This window comes from Bianquea renquensis, from assembly GCF_014384895.1.
GTDB lineage: Bacteria > Bacillota > Clostridia > Lachnospirales > Bianqueaceae > Bianquea > Bianquea renquensis.
Genome location: NZ_JACRSQ010000001.1, coordinates 265,079 through 288,933, shown reverse-complemented (window position 1 = coordinate 288,933; position 23,855 = coordinate 265,079). Strand labels below are relative to the sequence as shown.

The following is a 23,855-nucleotide window of genomic DNA, read 5'->3' as shown; positions in this document are numbered from 1 at the left end:
AGCGTTAGCGGCGGGGCGAATTCTGCCCCCAGAGCAATTTGTGACGCTCCGGCACAAATTGCCGTGAACACTATTGTCTCCAAAACAGTAGATTGGCCTGCATATCCTCTACATCAATGTAATTCTCAATATATTGCCTGCGCAGCATCGAAGCCGGAATAAACTCATTGAATTTACCGGGCGGCGCCTCCTCCGGGGGAATCGGAAAGGAAAACTTGTCCAGGGGTTTGCTTTTCATATCCCGTATGAGGGCGGCTAACGCTTTTTCTTCTTTGGGCCAGTGAATCAGTAGGCAGACGGGGATAAACTTTTGGAAATAGATTGTGTTCTCCACCCCGGCCTGTTTTAAGGCGTAGGACAGCGCCATGAGAGCTTTTGTGCCAAGCCATGAAAACAGCGCGTATTCACTCCCTGACAGCGGCAGCAATCCTGTATCCGACACCTGAGCTCTCCGCATACGATTGCGCGTCTCCTGTAGATGAAGCGCCGCCGTCGGCTGGAGGTAGGGTTCCACCGTATCCTCCCACAGCACGTCCCGCATCGTCTTCATAATACGCGTGTGGACGGCTGTTGCGAAAGGGGTGACCCACGTGTTGGCCGAGAAACCTCGAACCGGTGTCACATATACCCGCCCCTGTTTTGATTCAACCTCCAGCACCTCCCAGTTCTGTCCAGCCAGAGAAAATCTTGTTCCCGGTGGATAGAACTCCTGGATCGTCCCAATGACCGTCTCCCTATGGCACACGGTGATCTCTTTTCCTGTCTCAAAAACAGAGAAGAAATCATAATCGTTAATCTTCTGCTCCCCCCGCAGGCCAATCATCAGCGTCCCCGTCTCCGTTTTCTCCAACTGATCCCTGTCCAGCATGTACAGGAGCAGCTCACGATACTCTTCCTTCGTGATCTTCTGAAATGGGGTGAGGGTCAACAAATTCTGCGCCAGAACAGCGGGGCTTGCCTCCCCCGCCCCCGCGAGAAAGCTCATGGTCTGATGGTACAAAAGTCCATAGGGCAATGGATCGCCAGCGATAGGTTCGATCCATCGCTCCCGCAGGTACAGCCTTATCACTGCCAGGGCGTATAGAAATTCCCAATGAATTCCTCGATACAGGACATCATCTTCCTCTTCCACTTCCCGCCGAAACGCAAACCACATTTCGGAGGGATTTCCCCGCCGCCCTGTTCGGCCCAGACGTTGCACAAAGCTGGACACCGAATAGGTGGTCCCTGTTTGCACGATCCTCTCAAGATTGCCGAGATCGATTCCCAGCTCTAGGGTCACAGTAGCGCCCGTCACCATGGGTCCCGTTTCCTGTTTCATCCTCTGTTCTGCCACTTCCCGCAGAGACGCCGACACATTTCCGTGGTGAACGAAATATATATCCGGAAGATGCTGTCTCTTAGCCAACCGCTTCAAATATGCGATATTCTCTTCCACCTCCGCTTTCGAGTTGGAAAAAAGAATGCAGCGCCGACCCTTCGTAATGTCAAGCAGGTATTGATAGTAGTCCTCCTTTCTGTAGAGTCCCGGCCCCGCCTCATCCGACAGAGGGAAATACTCTACACTCAGCCGGACACGCCGACCCTTCGACGAAAAGCGCGGCGCCTTATACCCTATCCCCGAACCTTGGCTGAGCCATTTCCCTGCCATGTCCGGGTCGCCCACCGTGGCGGACAAGCCGATCCGTCGGGGGCTGTATCCAATGATTCTGGCCAATCGCTCTAAAATGCACAGCAGTTGAGCCCCTCTCTCAGCTCCCATAAAATAGTGAACCTCGTCGATGACCACAAAGCGAAGATCCCCAAACAGGCGGTGTAGCGTGGAGCTCCGGCGCATCAGCATCGCTTCCAGGGACTCGGGGGTGATCTGAAGGATTCCCTGCGGATTGCGCAGCAAACGATCTTTTGCGGCGCTACTCACATCGCCGTGCCATTTTGTTACCGGTATATGGCCCTCCTCCAGCAGCTCCTCCAAGCGGTAAAATTGATCATTGATCAGGGCCTTCAGCGGGCTCACATATAGAACGCCCACAGAGCGGGAAGGATTCTGTTCAAGCAGCGTTAAAACCGGCAAAAAAGCGGCTTCCGTCTTTCCAGACGCAGTTCCAGACGATAACAGCAGATTGAGATTTGTATCAAAAAGGATGGAACAAGCTGCCGTCTGTACATCCCGCAGCTCATCCCATTTATGGCGATAGATATAGTCTTGAATAAAGGGTGCCAGCCGTTCATAAAACCCGCTCATAGAGTGAACTCCGCATAATCCTCGCTGACACCTTCCCCGCCCTGAGGGTCCGACACCTCGCTGGGAAACTCCTTCTCCGACATCAAGTCTCCCACGGTTTTGTCTGGATTTTGGTACAGTATATTGAGCAGCTCCACAAAATCCCGGATGATTTCCCGCGGCGTCAAGTTCTGGTTGGCGCCAACCCGCCCAAACTCCGTCTTGATAAAGCCGATCATGTCGTCCTGCGACAGTCGTTTCTCATACCCATATAATTGCGAGTGAATGTCCGCTAAGCGCTCAATCAGAACGTACATCTCCTCATAGGATAGAGGCTGTAGGCGTATGATGGGCGCCAACATATCGCGGGAGGTCTGGGACGCAAAACGCCCCTCCTCCAACCTGGAGCGGAGAGCCTCATAACTAAAGACCCCCCGGCGCGTATCTTCAATGCAGGTCGGCGTTGCACCCATAAAGATTCCGAGATGCCGCGCCTTTCCCTGGAGCACATCATTGTACATGGTGAGAATTTTTTCATAGTTATATTGTCTTGTGACTGCATTGGGAATTTTGAAGATGTTGACCAGCTCATCGATCATGAGCAGAAGTCCTTTATATCCCGCTTTGACAAAGAAAGCGGAAAATAGTTTGATGTAGTCATACCAATCCTCATCCCCAATGATGACCTGAACGCCAAGATCCCGCTTGGCTTCGGTCTTGGTGGCGTACTCGCCGCGAAACCACCGCAGAACCTTAGTTTTCATCTCCTCGTCCCCGCTGCGGTACGCCTCCCAGTACAGAGAGATTACTCTGGCAAAATCAAATCCATGGACCATCCCCTCCATGGCATCGACGGTCTCAAAAATCTGTGCCTTTACAGCCCTCTCAAAAGCCGGATCCCCCACGTCAAAAGAGGTGGAAGCCGCAACCTTCGCCTGGATGGCGGAAATCCATTTTTCCAGTATCAAGGGCAGCGCGCCGCCCTCCGGTCGAGCCTTGACGGAGAGGTTCTGGATCAATTCCCGGTAGGTAGCCAGCCCCTGATTCTTCGTCCCCATAAGCCGCCGTTCCGGTGAGAGGTCGGCGTCGGCTACGACAAAACCGCGGTCCATGGCGTGCCCGCGCATTGTCTGAAGTAAAAAGCTCTTACCGCTGCCATACCGGCCGACAATAAAACGGAAAGCCGCGCCGCCCTCCTCAATAATATCAATGTCCGTCAGCAATGCGCTGATCTCCGCCTCGCGGCCCACCGCGATATACCCCAGTCCGACTCGGGGAACTACGCCCCCCTTTAATGAGTTCAAAATTGCTGTCGCAATTCTTTTTGGCACCTTACCCTGCATAGAATTCCAATCCTCCTACAAGATCGATCGCACATCGTCCACATAGTCTTCCAGAATCCGAAACACGCCATTCACCTCTTCCAACACCGTGTCTCCAAGCCACTGGATTGCTTTCTCATTGATTTCCTCCGCCAAAACCTGCGGCATGACGCCTATTTCTTTTGCGAGAGCGGACAGGTCTTCCCCCTCTAAGACCCTTTTCAGAATGGCCGTCTCCCTCTCTGTGAAACAGGTTTCGGTAGAGGTTGGTTCCATATCCACAGGGGAAGCGGGAGCTCCCTGCGGCGCCGGCATCTCTTCCTCCTCTTCCTCCACCACAAGCTTCTCCTGAATCTTGTCGGCCGCCTCCCGTATCGATTGAAACTTTGCTGGGTCCACGACCACCGGCGGTCTCTGCTGTTTCTCTTCCTTCTTTTTTGCCTTAGCCTCCGACTTAAGCCGCTTGTATAGATCCATGCGATCCCATTCTAGACAATAGGTTTCCACACTTTTTTGGATTATACCGGCGATCTCCGTGGACAAACCTTCTGTCGCTTTCAGTTGATACGGATATCCTGTCAGCTGCCGGAGGATTCGCTCCGTCTCTCTGATGATTTGACCCACAAACCGCTCGTCAGCGTCATAATAACGCCACCCCATCCAGCGGCCCCGCTTCCACCGGTAGCTCTCGCACCGGTTGACATAAATCTTCACTGTGTCAGGTTCCGAAGGCAGCAGGACCGGTGCATTGCCAAAGGGCGTCCAGTTGGCTGGGTACGGCTTTCCAATAAATTTTTCTGTCAGAGATTGGGACTTATCTTGAAAATATCCCCTTATATCTCTGACCACATAGCGGAAGGCCTCCTCCAGCCAGCTCGCTTTTTCTCTATAAAATCGACTCTTCTCAAAATGGTAGGACGAAATATCCTCAACCAGGCCTAAAAATCCATCCCAGCGATCGGTCTCCAAGGCCACTGCGATCTCTTCCATTCGAAAGGTGTCCATATCCTTTTCGCCGGCGACAAATGAGCGCAGATACTCCATATCCAGACCATAGTACAGGATATAATCGTGGATCCAAACAAATAGGTATCGATCGCATATCCCATAGACTCTTCCATAGTTGTGATACAGGGAAACTAACCGCTGCATTCCATCGTCCGCGTCCTGCACGCCGATCTGATTCAGAAGTTCGAATGCATACAGGTAGACGAATTCAATGTCCGCAGGCGGAAGCTCCCCCTGGCGCACCCTCGCCCTCCAGTAGAAGTACCACTGCAACTGTTTTCGATTCATCTTGGCGTAGGTCGGAACGGTAACCCAATAATTCGTCCAGTGGACTTCCTCACAGGGAATCCCCTCAAAGTCCTTCATCGATTCGGCCTGCTGGTAAAATTGTTCTTTTGGGTCGATATAGATCCGGCTGCCCGACCGTCTTTTTGGGGCGATGGCCAGCATCCGGCTGTATGGGTCGGCTTCGTTTTTTTTCATCTTTTGCGGAATGGGTTCTGACTTATACCCGCCCAACTCGCCAGGCAACTCCAGTATCAGCTGTTCCTGCGCCTCCGCGATTGAACCGGCTTGGTTTCCCTTTGTCATACGGCTGACAGCATCCGCCGTCAGCATTCTCATAGCCCATTCCTTTCCCTGCTGGGCGTTATGCGCCAACTTGAATCCCCACTTCTTCATCACAGCCTGGATATCCTCAAAGATCTCTTTGGAGAAGGATAGCTTTAAAAGTTTGGCGAACAGCGCATCGTCCCGGCGGCACAGAGAATTCTCCTGCCGGTATTCCATCAACTCATCAAAAAGCGCTGCCTTTCCCTTTTGGAGACAGACGCACAGCGCCGTCTCACAGACCTGGGTTACGCTGGCGGATTCTGCAAATAATTTTTTGCAGAGCCGATCGTTCGACTCTAAAAATTCTGTAAATCCCTGCAACGGAATGATTTGTTCTAAAATATCTTCCGTCAGATAGGAAGCGCTCCGCATCTCCCGAATGCTTTCCGGGTAGACGCTGATGAGCTCCAGCCAGATTCCGGCCATTCGCTCCGGGTCCTGCTGAAAAATATCCGCCAGAATCTTTCGGTAATCTTGCGTATACCGCCCATACTCTTCCTGAACCTTTGGGTACAGCGAGTACAGGACACGCGTAAGCTGGCGCACTTCCGCCTTTCCCATGGCCACGCCCTCCCCCTGCTGGCTATTCCTGCTAAGCTAACGGTACTATTATAAATCAATCCTCATAGCAGTGTCAATGCCAATTCCCCAAAATGCGAACAAATTTTCCCATTTCTCTCGATAGTTTGACATGAAACAGGCGGCCGGCATGGCCGGCCGTCTGTGTAGCAGTATCGATTATTTGGATTTATCGCTGTCCGATGGGCACATACTCTAAGTGGCTCTGAACGTTCTTATAGGCGGGCCGGATGATTTTGCCGCCGTTGACCAATTCTTCGATGCGGTGTGCGCTCCATCCGGCAATTCTCGCAATGGCGAAGATCGGTGTGTACAGTTCCAGGGGCAAGCCCAGCATGTGATACACAAAGCCGCTGTAAAAATCTACGTTGGCGCTGACGCCTTTGTATATTCTGCGCTCCTCCCCGATCACTTTGGGCGCTAGCCGCTCTACCCTGGAGTACAGGTTGAATTCTTCCTCCATTCCCTTTTCCTGCGACAATCGTTTGACAAAGCTTTTAAAGATATTGGCCCGTGGGTCTGACAGGGAATACACCGCGTGGCCCATGCCATAAATCAGACCTGCTCTGTCAAAGGCCTCTCTGTGTAAAAGCTTGCGCAGATACTCTTCGATCTCTTCCTCATCATTCCAGTCCTTTACTGCGACCTTCATATCCTCAAACATGCGGACAACTTTGATGTTGGCGCCCCCATGCTTCGGCCCCTTTAGAGAACCGAGGGAAGCGGCTACTGCTGAGTATGTGTCAGTGCCGGAGGATGAGACTACATGGGTCGTAAATGTGGAATTGTTGCCGCCTCCATGCTCCGCGTGCAGGACCAGCGCAATATCCAGAATCCGCGCTTCCAACTCTGAATATTGTTTATCCGGGCGCAACAGGCGCAATATGTTTTCCGCAGTGGAGAGCTCTGGTTTCGGCGCATGAATGAATAGACTCTTTCCATTTATATAATGGCTGTATGCCTGATACCCGTATACAGATAGCAGGGGAAATAGCGCGATTAGCTGTAGAGACTGCCGCAGCACGTTTGGGATGGATATATCGTCCGCCTTCTCGTCGTAGGAGTACAGCGTTAGCACACTTCTCGCCAGAGTATTCATCATATCGGAGCTCGGAGCTTTCATGATGATATCGCGCACGAAGCTGGTGGGCAGCGTTCGATAGAGCGCTAACAGATCCTTAAACTCCGCAAGCTGGTCCGCGTCCGGCAGAGCTCCAAAAATGAGCAGATAGCAGACCTCCTCGTAGCCAAAGCGCTTTTCCGTTACAAATCCGCGGACAATGTCTTCGACATCGACTCCTCGGTAGTACAGCTTTCCCTCGCATGGGACCGATTGGCCGTCCACAACTTCGGATGACTTGACCTCAGAAATCTCCGTCAGACCTGTCAAAACCCCGTTTCCATTTAGATCGCGAAGGCCCCGATTTACCTTATATTGAATATATAGTTCTGGATCGATTTTTCCTTTATCTTCACAAAGTTTGCTCAATCTCAAAATCTCCGGCGTGATATCGTAGTAGTTCTCATATGCCATTGGTTGTTGCCCCTTTCCTTTTATCCCTTCTTTTCCACTGGGACTTTTTCTATATGCGACAAAAGATATGTCTAATTATTATACCGTAAATCTCGCACTTTGTAAACTCTTTACCATGTTAAATTTTTGTGAATTGAATTTTGATACCTCTTTTATACAAATTTGAGCAGGAATCATTATGCAATTTGCACATAAAGCCCGAATTTTTCCGCAAAATAAAATGCTTTATTAATTTTTTATGTATTTTTTTTTATCTTTTATCTGTTTTTTTGTAAGACTTTATGATATACTAGAGCCGATACTAAAAAGGGGTGACTAGAATGAAAATTCAAGCATTTCAAACCTTTGCCGGGCAGAAGGGGTTTTTAACTTCCGGCAAGATGGCTTTCGGAATTTTGGATCAATATCCTGTGAGCCTAGAATACACGAATGGCAATGGAAAGCGCAGCGTTCTGATCCTGCAATTCATGCTGAAGGCGCCTTTGGACAAAATGCAGCAGAAGGAGTTGCGCGAATCGCTAGCTAAGACCGCCGGCCTATATGTCAATCAGGGTACGATTCGGTTTCAGATCACCGCAAGGGACTCCGATGTCGATGACCAGTTTGAATCGGTCAAGAACACTGCCCTGGCTTTCTTCAAGCAAAACGGACTGGCTCCCATCTCGCAGTGTCCCATATGTCACGGGGAGAATTGTGACACAGCGGCATTTTATGCCGGTGGATACCGCGCAGTTCACTCGCAGTGTTTACATACCGCCATGGAGCAGGTTTCCGACGCTGCCGCCCGCAACCAGCAGAATGGCAGCTATCTATTGGGCCTGATCGGTGGGCTTTTGGGTGGTTTCGTTGGCATCATTCCCTCGGTCCTGACCATCCTATTTATGGAGCGGATCTATAGTCTGCTGTATGCGCTGATTCCTCTGTGCATTTACTGGGGATATAAGCTATGCAAGGGCAAGCTTAACAAAGCTGCAATCGCCATGGTCATTGTGCTGTCCATCGTATTTTTGTTCGTCCTTGAGTATGTCGTCCTCGTCTTTGGCGTCTATCAAGAATATGGCATCTTCTCACCGGTGGAATGCTTCCAGTTATTTATTCAGCCGGATATTCTAGCGGAAATCGTCAAAGAAATGGGCACTTCCTTCATCTTCCTGATCTTAGGCATCCTGATCAGCTGGGGCCAGATCACGAAAACTCCTCAGACAACGGTTATGAACATGCAGAGCATTCTCCAGACGAGTCAGTCCCTTACACCTGCTGCGGGACAGCCGGGCTGGAATCCTTTCGACTCTGCGACGCCTGACGCTCCTGTCAAGGACGATCCCAATCCCCCTATAGAAGGGTAATATGGCGGACAACAACAGCGGCACGGTAGGGTATCCCTTCCGTGCCGCTGTTATTCTGAAAATTTGAATTCCAGCCTGTCAAACAATTCTGATGGTTTGATTGCCGCCACCTTACTATTGGCAAAGTCCTTTATATTTCTTGTGATGATATAATTCGCTTTGATGCGCGTCGCGCAGGCACTCTGGAGAGCATCCTCATAATCCTTGAAATCCATTTCTGCTGCTCTTACTAGATCCTCTGCTCTCAAATCAGCAATTGTAAAAATCAAAGACAGTTTTCCAAGAATATCCCTTGTTTTTTCTGCGTCCAACTCTCTTCGCATTATATACACGATATTGGGAATGGAGAGCGCAGAAATACAGCCGTCAATTTTCTTGATCTCACAGAGCTTGAATATCTTGACCGAGTCTTCAAGAAACTCCCGACGGCTGCACAGTACGTCAAGAATACTATTTGTATCAATCAACACTTTCATATTTCGTCATTCTCTCCGATCTTGCTTCTCTGTCATCATAATTGCCTTTCAACACGCCGACCAACGAATCCGTAAGAAAAGAAACACTTTTATCGTGAGAAATCAGCCTGGCTACCTCTTTTCCATTTTTAAGGACAATAACCTCGCCCCCGGTCTGCACTATATTTAAATACTTTCCGAAATTATTTTGAACCTCGGTTGCTGTTGCCGTAATCATATAAGCACCTCCATTTTAGCTAAAATTATTATATTCTATTTTAGATAAAGAGTCAATAGAATTTGCTGCGCTTTCAAATCTTACAACCAAAACGGCACGGTAGGGTATCCCTTCCGTGCCGCTGTTTTCATCTGATCTCCACTTTCTATGCCTCCACTGGCTTATACGAACTCTTCAGCGCGACAATGCGGTTTATGACGAGAGAGTCTTCCGTTGACTCCTGGGGGTCCGTGATAAAGTATCCATTCCGGACGAACTGGAACCGCGAGCCGAGAGGTTCCTCCAAAATAGAAGGCTCAATCAACGCGTTCTCCTGGATTGCAAGGGAATTGGCATTGATCTCGTATTCCTTCGTCTCCTCATTGTACGAAAAGAGCTGATCATACAGACGAACCTTAGCCCGAACAGCGGCGTTGGCGCTGACCCAGTGGATCGTCCCCTTGACCTTCCGGCCGGTAAAGCCACTGCCGCTGCGGGTCTCGGGATCGTACGTGCAGCGGAGCTCCACAATCTCTCCCCTCTCATCCTTCACAACCTCCTGGCAGGTGATGAAGTAGGAATTCATAAACCTCACCTCACGCCCTGGAGCCAGGCGGAAGAATTTCTTCTCCGGCTCTTCCATGAAGTCCCCCCGCTCAATATACAGCTCCCGCTCAAAGGGAATCTTTCGGGTGCCAAGCTCTGGATTTTCCGGGTTATTGTCCACATCAAAATACTCCACCCGTCCTTCCGGATAATTGGTGATGACAACCTTGATGGGGTCCAGAACCGCCATCAGCCGTTTATTGCCCATTTTGAGGTCTTCCCGGATGCAGTATTCCAGATAGGAGTAATCGATGGTGGCCCCTCTGGATTTTGACACCCCGGTGCTGGTGATGAAGGTCTTGATGGATTCCGGCGTGTACCCCCGCTTGCGAAGTCCTGCCAGCGTCGGCATCCTCGGATCATCCCACCCCTCGACGACGCCGTCCTCCACCAGCGCCCGCAGCTTGCGTTTGCTGGTGACCACATTGGTGATCTCCATGCGGGAGAACTCAATCTGTCTTGGCGGAGTGGGAAATAGTCCAACCTGCTCAATAAACCAATTGTACAGAGGTCTATGATCCTCAAATTCAAAACTGCACAGGGAATGGGTGATCCCCTCGATGGCGTCGGACAGCGGATGGGCAAAATCGTACATGGGGTAGATGCACCAACTGTCCCCCGTGCGGTGATGATGGGCAAAGGCGATTCGGTATATGGCGGGGTCCCGCATATTCATATTGGGGGAAGCCATATCGATCTTGGCTCTGAGAACCTTCTCCCCCTCTTTATATTCCCCTGCCCGCATCCGGCGAAACAGATCCAGATTCTCCTCGACGGAGCGGTCCCGGTAGGGACTATTCTTTCCCGGCTCCGTCAGCGTGCCGCGATACTGCCGCATCTCCTCCTGCGACAGATCGTCCACATAGGCGACGCCTTTTTTGATGAGAATCTCCGCAAATTCATACAGTTTATCATAGTACTCCGAGGCATAAAAAAGTTTATCCCACTGGAAGCCCATCCAACGGATGTCCTCCATGATTGAGTCCACATATTCCGTATCTTCCTTGGCAGGATTCGTATCGTCAAAGCGAAGGTTGCATTTTCCGCCATATTTCTGGGCCGTGCCAAAGTCAATGCAGATGGCCTTGATATGGCCGATATGCATGTATCCGTTGGGCTCCGGCGGAAATCTCGTACACACCTGCGCATACACACCTTCCGATAGATCTCTGTTAATTTCACGTTCGATAAAATTTTCCGCTTCCGGCAGGGATAGCTTTTTCTCTTCAGCCATGCGATGTCTCCTCCTTTTTTATTTTCAGGTGTATAACTCCCGAATGCTTATAACTATATCATAATCCGACAAAAATGAAAAGGGTATTTTTAACAAAAGTTCGCGTTCCGCCGACTTTTTTATCCCGCCCGTCCAACACGAATAAGCCTTGCCGCCTTGGACAAATTGCAGTATAATAGTTTTATTCTGATATAGGAGGCCTCCCGTGAATACGCTGATTAAATTTTATGACTCCGAGATTTTGTATAATATCGTATCCGTTCACTGCATGACCCCTGCGCGCTGCGTCTATCTGTATGACCCTGCCCAGGACGACACAGAACAGCTGCATCATATCCGTCACAGTCTGACAAAGCGATTTCCCGCCATGGACATAACGCTCCGCCCTATTTCTTATCACAAACCCGATACCATTGTTGAGGCCCTCTCCTTGCTATATGCCAAATATCCGGATATGGTCTTGGACTGCACCGGCGGCAACAGCCACGGCGGACTTGTCTGTGCCAGCCACTTCTGTCATTCCACTAGGATTCCCCATTTTTCCATCGATTATCCGTCGGGACGGATGCTGGACCTGGGCTTTGCCTCAGCTCTTCTCCCTTCCTTTCATCTTCCCACTTTGTATCTGGAAGATTTCATCGAAGCCGCCGGGGCATCCATCAGCGGCCACATTCATATGGATGTCCCGGAAGAAGACTATGATCAAATCCTGCCCTTTTTCCATAAAACTGTGGAAAAGCCAGAACAATGGCAACAATTCTGCTGGTATCTACAGTCATTAAAGCCTGAAACCAATAAGGGCAAACCCAGCCGCACGAAATTCTATGGTCCCCGCTCCTCCCTGACGGGAAACGGCCGTCTCTTATCCTTAAATGTGGAGTTTCTTCAGCTGGCCCGATCCCTCGGATTCATTCAGACATATAGCCTGACAGCCAAAACCATTGAGATTACCTACGCCAGCCCCTTTTACCACCAGTGCCTTACCTCCCAGGGAGTTTGGCTGGAAATGTATGTGCATATTTTAGCAAAGCGATCTGGGTTGTTTGCCGCCCATCGCATGAGCGTCATCATCGATTGGGACGGTCCAGAAAATGATTTTGCCTGTGCGGTCAACGAGATCGACGCCCTCCTAATTTCTTGCGCGACACCGGTTTTCATCTCCTGCAAAAGTTCTGTGCCATCCACCGCGGCACTCAATGAGATTGAGCTTTACGCAAAGCGCTTCGGCGGAAGTTTCTCCAAGACGGTGATGATCACCACCTGCGACGCCCAAAAGGAAGCGCCCACTATACTCAAGCGGGCGCAGGAAATGAAAATTACTTTGATCGACCGGCATGACTTACAGGAGCGCCGGTTCCTCAAACACCTGCAAAAGCTGGCTGATCGCACGTAAGCCTGATACTGTCAGGCTTTTTTCATTCCAAAGAACCGGATGTTCTGTTAGAGTTTGCATTCTGTGAGCTCTTCATGGCCAGATACTCTTCATACGTTACGGAACGGTCGATCAACCCATCGGGTGTGAATTCCATGATCCGGTTTGCGATGGTGTCGATGAACTGGTGATCATGGGATGCAAACAGGACGACGCCTTTAAAATCTATCAAGCCATTGTTCACAGCCGTGATCGATTCCAGATCCAGGTGGTTGGTCGGCTGATCCAACAGTAGAACGTTCGCACCGCTCATCATCATTCTCGACAGCATACAGCGGACTTTTTCACCGCCGGACAGCACCTTCACCGGTTTAAAGACCTCATCGCCGGAAAAGAGCATCTTTCCCAGAAAGCCCCGGAGATAGGTCTCCGTAAGATCCGTCCTGGAATACTGCCCTAGCCACTCCAAGAGATTGAGCTCGCTGCCCTGGAAAAACTGGGTATTGTCCTTCGGGAAATAGGCCTGGGAGGTGCTGACTCCCCATTTAAAGCTCCCCTCGTCGGGCTCCAACTCGCCCATCAAAATCTGGAATAGAGTCGTAACGGCGATCTCCTGATCTCCTACAAAGGCAATCTTGTCTTCCCGGTTCACGCGGAAGGAAACATGATCGAGAACTCTCACGCCATCTATGGTCTTGGTGAGATTGTCCACCGTCAACACTTCGCGTCCAACTTCCCGGTCCATGGTAAAACCGACAAAGGGATACCGTCTGGAGGACGCCGGCATCTCTTCCACTGTCAGTTTATCCAACAGCTTTCGCCGGCTAGTGGCCTGGCGGGATTTGGATTTATTCGCTGAGAATCGCTGGATGAAAGCCTGAAGCTCCCGGATCTTATCTTCATTTTTCTTATTTTGATCCCGGATCATCCGCTGAATCAGCTGGGATGACTCATACCAGAAATCATAGTTGCCCGTATACATCTTGACCTTATTATAGTCGATATCCACGATGTGGGTACAGACTGTATTGAGGAAATACCGGTCATGGGATACAACGATAACAGTCCCCGGGTACTCCATCAAAAAGTCTTCTAACCAGCTCACAGAATCGATGTCCAGCGAGTTGGTGGGCTCGTCCAAAAGGATGATATCCGGATTCCCAAACAGAGCCTGCGCTAGAAGGATTTTAACCTTCTGCTTCTCAGCGACAGACGACATGGGACTGTATAAAAGTTCATCCGCGTTCATGCCCAATCCCTGCAAAAGCTTGGAGGCCTCCAGCTCCGCGTCCCAACCGTTCAGCTCCGCGAATTCCGCCTCCAGCTCCGAGGCCAAAATTCCATCCTCCTCTGTAAACTCCTCTTTGGCGTACAGCGCATCCTTCTGCTTCATAATCTCATACAGCCTGGCATTGCCCATAATGATGGTGTCCAGCACCGTAAAGGCATCATAGGCATAGTGATCCTGCTTCAAAATGGACATACGGGTGCCAGGTGTGATGCTAACTTCACCGGTTGAAAAATCAATCTCTCCAGAAAGAATCTTCAAAAAGGTGGATTTTCCCGCGCCGTTTGCGCCGATGATTCCGTAGCAATTTCCATTGGTAAATTTTAGATTTACGTCGGAAAAGAGTTTCTGTCCGTTAAAATTTAAGCTTACATCTGTTACTGTAATCATGGTCCCTCCAACTTTTTTACAAAAGGTATAGAAACATCCATATGTCAAGGGTTTATTATACTGGCTTCTCAGAGAAAAAGCAAGTCCTTTGCCCGCAAGTTTTTATCGATACCGCCTTGTTTTTTTCCACGAATAATGGTAGAATAGCCCTACTTAACAAAATGCGCCCTGGAGAATGGCGAATGGAGGATATGTATGAAAAAAAAGGGCAAGACCGGTCTTGGGATTATCTTAGTCCTAGTGGCAGCATTTCTGTACTATTACATTACCCTTCCGGCGATCAATATCCACGCGTCCGGATTTTGGATCTTCATTTTTGTGCTCTGCGCTGCGATCTTCGCCGCAATCTATGGAGGGCTCTATAAAAAGCGGGGAGTTCCCATCAAAAAGGTCAAACTGACTGGCATCATCGTGTTGGGCGCTATTCTGGCCATCTTTCTGATTGGAAGCCTTCTCTCCTCCCCCATCGTCAATGCGAAGAAGTACCAACAGCTGATGGCTGTTGAGGAGCGAAATTTTACTGAGGATATCCAGGAAATCAGTTTCAACGAGATTCCGCTGCTGGACAAGGATTCCGCCACTGTCCTAGGGCAGCGAAAGATGGGGAGCCTGGTGGACATGGTCTCCCAGTTTGAAGTCAGTGATCTGTATACGCAGATTAATTTTCAGGAATCCCCCTATCGGGTGACGCCCTTGCGGTATGCCAATACCATCAAATGGCTGACGAACTCCGGCGATGGAATTCCTGCGTACATTCGTATCAACATGGCGACGCAGGATGTGGAATGCATCATACTCGAGCAGGGCATGAAATACACCCCTTTTGACCATTTTAACCGCAATCTAAAGCGCCACCTGCGATTTAATTTTCCCACCTACATCTTCGATGACCCCAGCTTTGAGATCGACGATACCGGGACGCCCTACTGGATCTGCCCGGTCAAGCAATACAACATCGGCCTTTTTGGGGGCGTCACCATCGGACGGGTCGTGCTGGTCAACGCCATCACAGGGGAACTTCAGGACTATGCCGTGGAGGAGGCACCCACCTGGATCGACCGCGTGTACTCCGCCGATCTGCTCGTCGGTTTATACGATTACTACGGAACCCTGAAACACGGCTTTTTCAACAGCGTACTCGGGCAAAAGGACTGTCTCCAGACAACGGAGGGATACAATTACATCGCCCTGGACGATGACGTATGGGTTTATACCGGTGTCACCTCCGTCAGCGGGGATCAGTCCATCGTCGGTTTCGTTTTGATGAATCAGCGCACGATGGAGACGCGGTATTACGTCATCCCCGGCGCAAAAGAATATTCTGCAATGGACTCCGCCCAAGGCCAAGTCCAGCATTTGGGATATGAGGCCACGTTCCCTCTCCTCCTCAACATCGCGGACGAACCCACGTATTTCATGGCGCTGAAGGATAATGCCGGTCTTGTCAAAATGTACGCCATGGTCAATATTGAAAAGTATACCATCGTCGCCGTGGGAAATAGCGTGCAGGAATGTGAAAAAACCTATATCGAGCTCATGAACAGCAATGGAATTCAAGCGGAGCCTTCTGAGGGGACGGGCAAAACCATAACCGGCTCCATTGAGAGGATTGCGGAAGCCGTCATCGACGGAAACTCCCACTATTATCTCATGTTGAGCCAATCCAAGGAAATATTCGACATCCCCGTAAAAGATTTTGTTCAAGTGATCCGGTACTCTGTGGGCGACACCATTACGCTGGACTATTACCCAGGGGAGATGTATAATCTTGTCACAAACATTCAAGAGTGAGCTGCCCCATTCCACATCTTCGGCTCCTCGGAATCCGGTCCGCTCACGGCGGACGTTCCGATAGGACGAGAAAAACAAAAGACGAAAGCTGCGAAAGCTTTCGTCTTTTATTTGAATGCTTACATTACGTATTCTTCATCATGACGCTCTCGATTGCGTTAGCAACATGCTCGCAGGCATCGCAGCAGCTCTCCATGTGGTCGTATGTCTGATTCCACGCCAGCACTTTGATGGGGTCCTGGCTTCCGTATAGCTCATAGACTGCTTTGGAATAGATCCGATCCGCCTGCTCCTCCAGATCGTGAATCTCCACCAACTTTTCATGGAGCATTTTGGTTTTAGGAAAATTTTGGAATTCCTCCATGGCATTTTTGAGGGCGCGGCAGCAGCGCACGATCAGGGCGGCCATCTCGTTGGCCGCCGGTGTAATCTCTTCGATCCGATACATATACACGTTCATCAGCACCTCTTCCACCGAATCCGTCACCGCGTCGATCTCATGGGATAGACGGTTGATATCCTCCCGGTCAATCGGTGTGATAAACTCATGCATAAGCTTCTGCACCACCACATGTTGTTCCAAGTCCGCGGTATGCTCAATCTTGTGAATCTCCTTCACTTGACTCTCAATCTGCGACCGGTCAAAATTCTCTAGAACCGACTGCAACATCTCCGCAGCGAGACAGGATAATTCCACCGCGTCGATGAACGCTTCAAAATAATTCATTTGTTTCTTTTTTTTCTTCTTTTTATTTTTATCTTTTTCCTTGGCCTTCTCTTTCTCTTTGCTTTTGTCTTTTTCCTTATCTCCCATATGTGCTCATCCTTTCCTCAACAACCGCGCTCTAAAAGATCCATATAAACAGTTTTGCCATCAAAAATCCAATCAATCCACATCCTGGAAAGGTAAGGACCCAGGTTAACACCATCTCCTTGACAGTGGACCACTTGACGGCGGAAAGCCGCTTAGCTGCTCCGACGCCCATAATGGCCGTTGTCTTTGTGTGCGTCGTACTCACCGGAATGCCCGCGATGGAACATAGGAGAAGGCAGCCGGCAGCGGCCACATCCGCCGAAAAACCCTGGTACCGCTCCAGCTTGACCATATCCATCCCTACAGTTTTGATTATCCGATATCCGCCAATGGACGTGCCGAGTCCCATGACCAGTGAACATAGGATCATAAGCCATATGGGAATCTGAAAGGATTCCACGGTTCCCACTCCGTTGGCGAGAAACACTCCCAGCAGAAAAACACCCATGAATTTCTGTCCGTCCTGTGCGCCGTGCATAAAGGCCATGGCCGCTCCGCCGGCAATCTGCGCGTATTTAAAAACTTGATCTGTTTTTTGGCGGTCAAACCTTCGAAATAGATATCCAGTGAACTTGACTACCAACCAGCCGACTGCGAAACCCAATACGGTTGACAACAGCAGACCATAGATGACCTTCATCCATTCCTGGCCGTGAATCCCCTTGAAACTCCCGTGAAGCGCGATGGCGGCGCCGGAAATACCGGCGATGAGCGCATGGCTCTCACTGGTAGGAATCCCAAAGATCCATGCTGCGGTGGCCCAGACCACAATGGCCAAAAGGGCAGCACAGAGAGCAATAAGTGCATCCGCGGAATTTCCACCAAAATCCGCAATATTGTAAATTGTCATCGCTACGGTCGCATTGAGGGACGTCATCAGCAGTACGCCAAGAAAGTTAAAGATGGCGGCCATCATGATAGCGGCTCTTGGCGTCATGGCTCTGGTCGATACGCAGGTTGCAATGGCATTGGGGGCGTCAGTCCAACCATTGACCAGAATAACAGACAGCGTGAGGATAACCGTAACGAAGAGGACTGGATTCGAAAAGAGCTGTTGTATAAAATCAGTCAGAGTAATGGTCATCTTCTGTATTCTCCTTTCCCATATGGTCAAAACCATAATCCCATCTTATTTTATCATGGAAAGGAGAGAATTGCAAGCTTGAATGAATCCCCCCGATTTTTACCATTATTTCCCAGGAAATATATTCCATCCAAAAGTCTGACTCATATGCAGCTACATACTCCTAACCGCCTCATACGCCATGATTATTGAAAGGCTTTGCGCATCTGCTCACAATAATACTGTACATTTTCCCATTTCGCATCGGGCGGTATCCGATGATCCATACAGGGGATGTATCCCCCCAGCGCGACTAAAGGCTTAAGGCGCTCCACTTCTCGGTCCACCGCCGCGTAATCCTGGGCGAAAACTGTTTTGTTCATGCCTCCCACCCCGCGGATTGCGTTTCCATACTTCTCCCTCCACGGCGCGATGCTGGCCCCCCAAGTACCAACCTCGATGGGGAACATGGTGTTCACTCCATTCTCCAGCCAGATTGGAATCAACGCATCGATCTGGCCATCACAGTCCAGACTTACGATGTCGATAGCATGCTCCCGCAGAAGTTCCGTAATTTTCTTGTAGTGGGGACCGACCTTCTCCGCGAAGACCGATGGAATCACAAGTGGACCATTTTTAAAGCAGATGTCCTCCCAGAAATGTCCAAAATCAAACTGAACACCGGATTCCAGAATTCGCTTGACAACCTTGTAGCATAGTTCTCCCACTGTGTCGATGATCTCATCATAGAGCTCTTCATCGTCACAGTATACATAACTTGTCCCTTCGACTCCTAAAATATTCCGAATCTCGCCAAACAGACTGCCACAGTGAATGCCCAAAGGCGTCTCCCGCTCCTCCGGCCTCGGAATCTTCGCCAGCGCATCCAGATTGATGCGCGACTCACTGTACTGAAGGCGGTGCTTAAAATCCCTCTCCCATGACTCCCGGTCCTTTAACATGTGATCGATCTCCGATGGTATGGAAACAATATCATCCTTGACCTTCACAATGACTCCGTTGGAATCCACCATGATCTTGGAGCCATCTTCCCGCACCTCCAGCACCTTTTGTTCAAAGGGGGGGTGTATCCCACAGCTCCCGCCAAAGCAAGAATACCAGTTGAAATCAAACCCTAATTTTCTTCCTATCCTGCGATCATTTTCAGACCCATCCCCCGCATTTTGAATCTCGTCCTGGGTCAAATGCCCTTCCTGCACCCACTTTTGCAGTGTCTCTCCCCAGTATCCGAAATTGACGATGGGAAGCTTCTCATAATTTTCATAGCGCAGAATTGCTAGTGAATTCTCTCGTAAGGTCATCGCCATGATCCTATCCCTCCATGCTCTTTTCATATTCCGAAGTAAACTATCTTGTGATGTAACCCGGTACAATAAAAGTCTTTACTTTTTTAGTATACTTCATTATAATGGAGAAAGAAAGTCAGAATCTTGTGATAATATATAAGGATCTTGTGATTGGTCCTGGAGGTAGCCATGCAGTCTATTCAATATAATCTAAGCATTACACCTGAATCCTTCGGGATTTCGCCTGTTCCCAGTATCATCGCCCGCTTCTCCGGACTTTGCCTGGAAGGAATCGGCGAGTATCACACGTATCCCTCCTATTTTACCCATCGCAGCGGTCTGGATTCTCATCTTCTGCTTTACACCTTTTCCGGAACAGGACTTCTGTGCTATCATCAGCGCGAGTATACGCTTCTTCCAGGGCATATATTTTGGATTGATTGTATGGAGGATCACGACTATCGTAATCGAGGCGATGGGATCTGGTCTTTCCTCTATCTTCATTTTAACGGCGCCATGGCCCCCTATTTTTATGAACAGTACGCGGAACACGATTGCCCCGTGATCTTGACCGACCGCGATAGCTCCATTGTTCACACCCTCAGCGCTCTCCTTGCTCTCGCCCGCATGCCCCTGTCCCGCTATGATATCTTGATGCAGCGGCATCTCGTGGATCTGTTGACGGATATGATCATGGCCCAGGATTCCTCCTTGAACAGGGAGTCAATCCCGTCTTATATCCGGCAGTGCGCAGACTATATGCAGCAGAACCTGGCATCCCCCATCTGTCTCGATGATCTGGCAAAGCAGTTTAGTATTAGCAAATATCACATGGCAAAGCAGTTCAAGCGGTACATCGGGACCCCTCCCCATGAATATTTGATCAATTTGCGTATTACCAAGGCCAAAGAACTTCTCAAATGTACGGATCAATCCGTTGCAGACATTGCAGAACTCGTTGGCGTCCATCACGTCAATCATTTCATCAACCTATTTCAGAATCGGGAAAAGATGACGCCCTTAGCGTATCGAAAAAAATGGGCGCAGTCGACGCTTTAGGAGGTTGGAGCCATGTTTCAATACCGCGCGGATCAGCTCTTTAGCCGGAACGAGTCCATCACCATCCAAAAGACCCGCACCTCAGGTACAGAGGCCGTTCACACCCATGATTTCATCGAAATCGTCTATGTTCTATCCGGAGACGGGCAGCAATCGGTCAACGGGCTTTGCTATCCCATACAGAAGGGCACACTGCTCTTTATCAATTATGGGCAGACTCATGCATTTTCGACAAAAACCAGCATTGAGTATTATAATATTCTGCTAAAACCAGAGTTTATCAGCATGGAACTGATTAACTCGGAGAACGCCTTTGAGCTGTTGGCGCTGACAGCATTTGAGGAATTTCGCAGCCTCAACCCCACAACGCCTTTCGTCTCCTTTTCAGGGAAAGAACTTTTGGAGATCGAGGGAATCACCGATGCCATGCATCGGGAATTTAAGGCAAAGCAAACCGGCTATCAGTCAATTCTCAAAGGTTATATGCAGGTTTTCCTTGTCCATATCCTGCGCAGGATGCAGCTGGCAAATGAAAGTTCTCCTGTCTCATCCAGCCCCCTGACTCCCGATCTTTTAGCCTACATCGAGGAACACTGCTCTGAAAAAATTACGCTGCCAGAGTTGGCGGAACAATGTTTCTACAACCCCTCCTACTTCAGCCGGGTTTTTAAAGAGTACAGTGGCATGAGCCTGACCGATTTCATTCAGCGCAAACGCATTGAAAAGGCATGTCGTCTGCTACAGGACACCGACTGGCCCATTGAGACGATTGCCACAGATGTAGGATATGGCGATAAAACACAGTTTTATCGCCAGTTTAAGAGCTATATGGGGGCCACGCCGAACCAGTTTCGCCGCCGTGGCTCATGAATATCCCTTCACATCATTTTAAGAATTCAGCCACTGGATGAATGCAGTCTTATCGTTTCGATTGTATCCACAGTGCTCATAAAAATTTAGCGTACTTTCTTCTTTTGAACCTGTTAAAAGCATGATTTTATAACAACCGCTTTCAACGGCTATCTGTCTTGCGTAATCAAGGCAAGCTGATGCTAAGCCCTGTTTCCTGTGGTCACGATCCGTTATGACGTTCTCCACAAGTGCGTATGGCCGCTGGCCATGAGTGAGGTTGGGAATGATGACAAGAACGCAGGAGGATACAATTTTTCTATCTTTTTCTGCAATTATAATATGATGATTCCTATCATTTACAATATTGTTCCAAAGTTCTACGAGCTGTTCACTTTCTTGGGGCATTTCGTTATGGTGAAGCTGCGTGTAGAGTTCAAGCAAGGAAGGAAGATCCTCATGGTTAATTTCTCGAATCATAAGATTATGTCTCCTATGCCACGTGTTTGCAAGTATATTGGCATTGCTGCCGCCCCGCGTGTTGACATTATAACTCCCGCAAAATCAATTCTGTAACGCCTGGATTGGACCCGGGGACAATCCGCTTGACCTTTTGATGCCCGCTGAATTGTGTCCGAATCATATCTTTCAGCGCTGTTCCTTGATTATAGCCATGGATGATTCTGAGGACATATACCGCGCGGTCCGCGCGCCGAAGCTGGCTTTCAATCCGAATCTTAGCCTGATACTGATTTAGATTATGAATGTCGATCTCCCATATCCCCGGGCTCATTGGCGCGCAACTCCCCTCTTAAAAATAGTCTGAAAAATACGGCTGTTCTCGCCTGATCAACGTCTCCAGCACCTCGATATCCTCCTGCGCCGCCTTGATCCTCTCAATCCGATATAGATACGACGGCCGTTTATAGCTCAATAGCATAGCCGTCAGGGTTTGAATATCCATTTCCACTGGCTCACCGATCACTTCCCGCGAGATATGCTGTACTCCCTGCGCATCCCACTGGACTGAAAAGATCCCACGGTTCCACTCCGCCATGGGATCTGCGATGGAAAACGTCAGCTTAGTATGACTCTTCCTCTGCGCACTTCCCGAAAAAGGATACCTCTTTAAAAATTCCTGTACATCGACAATGCGGGCCATGATATACGGAGCGATGCTCTCGGTAATCTCACTGTCCTCCAACAAAAATGCCAACGGTTCTCCCGTGTAGTTATCCCCCTGCACCCTGCGGATCATGGAAAAATGGGCGCTGATATAATTCCAAAGGCCATGACGCGCCTCTTCATTCAGATAGACTAGTTCCTTGATGGTAAAGACTTCATTCCGAATCCAATAGACCACATATCCCAGGGGTATATGCCGCTCATTATAGTAAAGGGCCGCCACAACATCCTCAGAATCCCATCGCCAATACTCTTCCCACGCTAGATCATCGCGGACAAGAGCGCCATGGCGAATTTCCGTAAATCGATTGTGTACGCCTTTTAAATCTGGGTGCTCCAAATCAACCCGCTCCACCATACCCGAAACATCCACTTGCTTCGGAAGCTGCGTATCCCGGATAGAGAATGTCATCTTATCGGATACGATCTCCCAGCCCTTCTTCCGATAAAATGGGATGGAATAGGGATATAAAAAGGAAATCGTCTGCCCCCGGCTCCGCATCTCTTGAAGGCTGCGGGTCATCAGCTCATGCATAAGCCCCATACCGGCGTACTCAGGGTAAGTGGCAACCCCCGTGACGCCTCCCATCTCAAAGATTCGACCGTGAATATTGACGCGCATGGGATACACGGCAATCTGCGATACCAATTTCTCTTCATCAAACCATCCCAGAACATCCGCCTTTTGCAGAACCGGGGATTTGGACTGCCGGATCTCATCCTCCTGCCAACCCGCGTCGAGCAACTCCTGATAGGTGACCTGGAACGCATACCGCAGCAAATCATTGAACTGGGTTAGATGTTCCATCTCCAGGTGACGGATTTTAAGTCTAGCCTGAATTTTATCTTTTAACATAGGAGCTCTCCATTTTATTTACAGAAGGCTTTCGTCATACTGTGCCCGGCTGCCCCCGATAAATTTCGGCCTGGTCCTGGCGCAGATTAAATTGGCCATTCCAACCTTGGTTACGCTGATCCTGACAGGAACCGCAACCGGCGCCAGATGCATACCGATCAGCGTTCCCCCGATATCCAACCCGGCCCTCGCCTGAATCTTCTCCACAGCCACGGGGTACGCAAAGGCCTTATACGCAGCCGTCGCGAAGGAGCCCCCCGCTTTCGGTTTCGGAACCGCATTGACAATCTCAAGTCCGTAGCGCTGGGCGGCCTCCCTCTCCACGATAAGCGCGCGGTTGAGGTGCTCACAGCACTGCGCTGCCAGATATAAGCCTCTCTCCTTCAAAATAGGGTATATGCCGGCAAAGATTGTATCCGCAATATCTGTACTGGACTCCGTGCCGATGGCATGCCCTCCTACCTCGCTGGATGAGCATCCCACCACGACGATATCCTCCTTCTGTACGTTCGCAACCTTTAGGAGTTCCATCATTGCTGTGCGAGCCTGGTTGTGTATTTCATCTAACATAGAATTCTCCATTTCCTTTCCGTATCTTCTATCTCATTTTCTATGAAGGCTTCATATCTACTGGATTGCTTGCTTTTGCTAATACAAAAAAGCAACGCGTGTCACATATCGATCTACTTAGAGTTTACCAGATTAATTTCATTTGTCAACATTTTTCAAAAAAGGTTGACAAAT

20 protein-coding genes are annotated in these 23,855 nt (G+C 49.6%); 5 read left to right on the top strand and 15 right to left on the bottom strand.

All coding sequences use genetic code 11. The annotated features are described in order from the left end of the window. Positions 1 to 70: 70 nt before the first annotated feature. The 4 genes from H8730_RS01235 to H8730_RS01220 form a co-directional block, all read right to left on the bottom strand. Positions 71 to 2,245 carry a DEAD/DEAH box helicase gene (locus H8730_RS01235; protein ID WP_249289188.1) on the bottom strand — a complete coding sequence of 725 codons (2,175 nt, stop codon included), beginning with the start codon at positions 2,243 to 2,245 and terminating at the stop codon, positions 71 to 73. Beyond that, the gene (locus tag H8730_RS01230; protein WP_249289186.1) at positions 2,242 to 3,567 is read right to left on the bottom strand and encodes an ATP-binding protein; all 1,326 of its coding nucleotides are present in this window, start codon (positions 3,565 to 3,567) and stop codon (positions 2,242 to 2,244) included. Before H8730_RS01230 ends, H8730_RS01235 begins: the two co-directional genes overlap by 4 nt. A 15-nt stretch (positions 3,568 to 3,582) precedes the next feature. Then, the gene (locus H8730_RS01225) at positions 3,583 to 5,727 is read right to left on the bottom strand and encodes a TerB N-terminal domain-containing protein (RefSeq protein WP_249289184.1); all 2,145 of its coding nucleotides are present in this window, start codon (positions 5,725 to 5,727) and stop codon (positions 3,583 to 3,585) included. A gap of 187 nt (positions 5,728 to 5,914) precedes the next feature. Further along, positions 5,915 to 7,279: a citrate/2-methylcitrate synthase gene (locus H8730_RS01220; protein ID WP_177716478.1), complete on the bottom strand. Its 1,365-nt coding sequence runs from the start codon at positions 7,277 to 7,279 to the stop codon at positions 5,915 to 5,917. 320 nt (positions 7,280 to 7,599) lie between these two features. On the opposite strand from H8730_RS01220, the gene H8730_RS01215 reads away from it, so the two are divergent. Then, positions 7,600 to 8,625, top strand: coding sequence for a hypothetical protein (locus tag H8730_RS01215; RefSeq protein ID WP_249289182.1), 1,026 nt, complete (start codon positions 7,600 to 7,602; stop codon positions 8,623 to 8,625). A 50-nt stretch (positions 8,626 to 8,675) separates the two neighbouring features. On the opposite strand, the gene H8730_RS01210 is transcribed toward H8730_RS01215, so the two are convergent. The 3 genes from H8730_RS01210 to H8730_RS01200 form a co-directional block, all read right to left on the bottom strand. Further along, positions 8,676 to 9,101 (bottom strand): type II toxin-antitoxin system VapC family toxin, encoded by a 426-nt coding sequence (locus H8730_RS01210; RefSeq protein WP_177716474.1) that lies wholly within the window; start codon positions 9,099 to 9,101, stop codon positions 8,676 to 8,678. Beyond that, on the bottom strand, positions 9,085 to 9,318 hold the full coding sequence (locus H8730_RS01205) for a type II toxin-antitoxin system Phd/YefM family antitoxin (protein ID WP_177716472.1): 234 nt from the start codon (positions 9,316 to 9,318) through the stop codon (positions 9,085 to 9,087). The genes H8730_RS01210 and H8730_RS01205 overlap by 17 nt, the downstream gene beginning before the upstream one ends. Positions 9,319 to 9,463: 145 nt before the next feature. Then, positions 9,464 to 11,137, bottom strand: a complete 1,674-nt coding sequence (locus tag H8730_RS01200; protein ID WP_177716470.1) for a glutamine--tRNA ligase/YqeY domain fusion protein — start codon at positions 11,135 to 11,137, stop codon at positions 9,464 to 9,466. Positions 11,138 to 11,342: 205 nt separating this feature from the next. On the opposite strand from H8730_RS01200, the gene H8730_RS01195 reads away from it, so the two are divergent. Further along, positions 11,343 to 12,530, top strand: a complete 1,188-nt coding sequence (locus H8730_RS01195) for a DUF1887 family protein (protein ID WP_177716468.1) — start codon at positions 11,343 to 11,345, stop codon at positions 12,528 to 12,530. 22 nt (positions 12,531 to 12,552) lie between these two features. On the opposite strand, the gene H8730_RS01190 is transcribed toward H8730_RS01195, so the two are convergent. Beyond that, positions 12,553 to 14,187, bottom strand: a complete 1,635-nt coding sequence (locus H8730_RS01190) for an ABC-F family ATP-binding cassette domain-containing protein (RefSeq protein ID WP_249289180.1) — start codon at positions 14,185 to 14,187, stop codon at positions 12,553 to 12,555. Between the two features lie 195 nt (positions 14,188 to 14,382). Between H8730_RS01190 and H8730_RS01185 the strand changes: the two genes are divergently transcribed. Beyond that, entirely contained in the window at positions 14,383 to 15,978 is a 1,596-nt protein-coding gene (locus H8730_RS01185; RefSeq protein WP_177716464.1) for a CvpA family protein, read from the top strand. Positions 15,979 to 16,102: 124 nt separating this feature from the next. Here the strand turns inward: H8730_RS01185 and H8730_RS01180 are convergent, their stop codons facing one another. The 3 genes from H8730_RS01180 to H8730_RS01170 all read right to left on the bottom strand — a co-directional run bounded on the left by H8730_RS01180 (position 16,103) and on the right by H8730_RS01170 (position 19,183). Further along, positions 16,103 to 16,792, bottom strand: coding sequence for a DUF47 domain-containing protein (locus H8730_RS01180; protein WP_177716462.1), 690 nt, complete (start codon positions 16,790 to 16,792; stop codon positions 16,103 to 16,105). 31 nt (positions 16,793 to 16,823) lie between these two features. Continuing rightward, a complete protein-coding gene (locus H8730_RS01175; protein ID WP_177716461.1) occupies positions 16,824 to 17,876 on the bottom strand; it encodes an inorganic phosphate transporter in 1,053 nt (350 codons plus the stop codon). 185 nt (positions 17,877 to 18,061) lie between these two features. Beyond that, entirely contained in the window at positions 18,062 to 19,183 is a 1,122-nt protein-coding gene (locus H8730_RS01170; RefSeq protein ID WP_249289177.1) for a uroporphyrinogen decarboxylase family protein, read from the bottom strand. 168 nt (positions 19,184 to 19,351) lie between these two features. On the opposite strand from H8730_RS01170, the gene H8730_RS01165 reads away from it, so the two are divergent. Both H8730_RS01165 and H8730_RS01160 read left to right on the top strand, forming a co-directional pair. Then, positions 19,352 to 20,221 carry an AraC family transcriptional regulator gene (locus H8730_RS01165; protein WP_249289175.1) on the top strand — a complete coding sequence of 290 codons (870 nt, stop codon included), beginning with the start codon at positions 19,352 to 19,354 and terminating at the stop codon, positions 20,219 to 20,221. Between the two features lie 12 nt (positions 20,222 to 20,233). Then, positions 20,234 to 21,091 carry an AraC family transcriptional regulator gene (locus tag H8730_RS01160; protein ID WP_177716457.1) on the top strand — a complete coding sequence of 286 codons (858 nt, stop codon included), beginning with the start codon at positions 20,234 to 20,236 and terminating at the stop codon, positions 21,089 to 21,091. Positions 21,092 to 21,109: 18 nt separating this feature from the next. On the opposite strand, the gene H8730_RS01155 is transcribed toward H8730_RS01160, so the two are convergent. The 4 genes from H8730_RS01155 to H8730_RS01140 form a co-directional block, all read right to left on the bottom strand. Further along, entirely contained in the window at positions 21,110 to 21,550 is a 441-nt protein-coding gene (locus H8730_RS01155) for a GNAT family N-acetyltransferase (RefSeq protein ID WP_177716455.1), read from the bottom strand. A gap of 67 nt (positions 21,551 to 21,617) precedes the next feature. Continuing rightward, positions 21,618 to 21,863 (bottom strand): Smr/MutS family protein, encoded by a 246-nt coding sequence (locus H8730_RS01150; RefSeq protein WP_177716453.1) that lies wholly within the window; start codon positions 21,861 to 21,863, stop codon positions 21,618 to 21,620. Between the two features lie 18 nt (positions 21,864 to 21,881). Then, a complete protein-coding gene (locus H8730_RS01145) occupies positions 21,882 to 23,111 on the bottom strand; it encodes a GNAT family N-acetyltransferase (protein WP_177716451.1) in 1,230 nt (409 codons plus the stop codon). Positions 23,112 to 23,129: 18 nt separating this feature from the next. Beyond that, positions 23,130 to 23,681, bottom strand: coding sequence for a TIGR01440 family protein (locus H8730_RS01140; RefSeq protein ID WP_177716449.1), 552 nt, complete (start codon positions 23,679 to 23,681; stop codon positions 23,130 to 23,132). Positions 23,682 to 23,855: the final 174 nt, after the last annotated feature.

Coding starts and splice junctions, on each gene's coding strand:
- H8730_RS01235 (WP_249289188.1), bottom strand. CDS start 2,245: ATGAGCGGGTTTTATGAACGGCTGGCACCCTTTATTCAAGACTATATC.
- H8730_RS01230 (WP_249289186.1), bottom strand. CDS start 3,567: ATGCAGGGTAAGGTGCCAAAAAGAATTGCGACAGCAATTTTGAACTCA.
- H8730_RS01225 (WP_249289184.1), bottom strand. CDS start 5,727: ATGGGAAAGGCGGAAGTGCGCCAGCTTACGCGTGTCCTGTACTCGCTG.
- H8730_RS01220 (WP_177716478.1), bottom strand. CDS start 7,279: ATGGCATATGAGAACTACTACGATATCACGCCGGAGATTTTGAGATTG.
- H8730_RS01215 (WP_249289182.1), top strand. CDS start 7,600: ATGAAAATTCAAGCATTTCAAACCTTTGCCGGGCAGAAGGGGTTTTTA.
- H8730_RS01210 (WP_177716474.1), bottom strand. CDS start 9,101: ATGAAAGTGTTGATTGATACAAATAGTATTCTTGACGTACTGTGCAGC.
- H8730_RS01205 (WP_177716472.1), bottom strand. CDS start 9,318: ATGATTACGGCAACAGCAACCGAGGTTCAAAATAATTTCGGAAAGTAT.
- H8730_RS01200 (WP_177716470.1), bottom strand. CDS start 11,137: ATGGCTGAAGAGAAAAAGCTATCCCTGCCGGAAGCGGAAAATTTTATC.
- H8730_RS01190 (WP_249289180.1), bottom strand. CDS start 14,187: ATGATTACAGTAACAGATGTAAGCTTAAATTTTAACGGACAGAAACTC.
- H8730_RS01185 (WP_177716464.1), top strand. CDS start 14,383: ATGAAAAAAAAGGGCAAGACCGGTCTTGGGATTATCTTAGTCCTAGTG.
- H8730_RS01180 (WP_177716462.1), bottom strand. CDS start 16,792: ATGGGAGATAAGGAAAAAGACAAAAGCAAAGAGAAAGAGAAGGCCAAG.
- H8730_RS01175 (WP_177716461.1), bottom strand. CDS start 17,876: ATGACCATTACTCTGACTGATTTTATACAACAGCTCTTTTCGAATCCA.
- H8730_RS01170 (WP_249289177.1), bottom strand. CDS start 19,183: ATGGCGATGACCTTACGAGAGAATTCACTAGCAATTCTGCGCTATGAA.
- H8730_RS01165 (WP_249289175.1), top strand. CDS start 19,352: ATGCAGTCTATTCAATATAATCTAAGCATTACACCTGAATCCTTCGGG.
- H8730_RS01160 (WP_177716457.1), top strand. CDS start 20,234: ATGTTTCAATACCGCGCGGATCAGCTCTTTAGCCGGAACGAGTCCATC.
- H8730_RS01155 (WP_177716455.1), bottom strand. CDS start 21,550: ATGATTCGAGAAATTAACCATGAGGATCTTCCTTCCTTGCTTGAACTC.
- H8730_RS01150 (WP_177716453.1), bottom strand. CDS start 21,863: ATGAGCCCGGGGATATGGGAGATCGACATTCATAATCTAAATCAGTAT.
- H8730_RS01145 (WP_177716451.1), bottom strand. CDS start 23,111: ATGTTAAAAGATAAAATTCAGGCTAGACTTAAAATCCGTCACCTGGAG.
- H8730_RS01140 (WP_177716449.1), bottom strand. CDS start 23,681: ATGTTAGATGAAATACACAACCAGGCTCGCACAGCAATGATGGAACTC.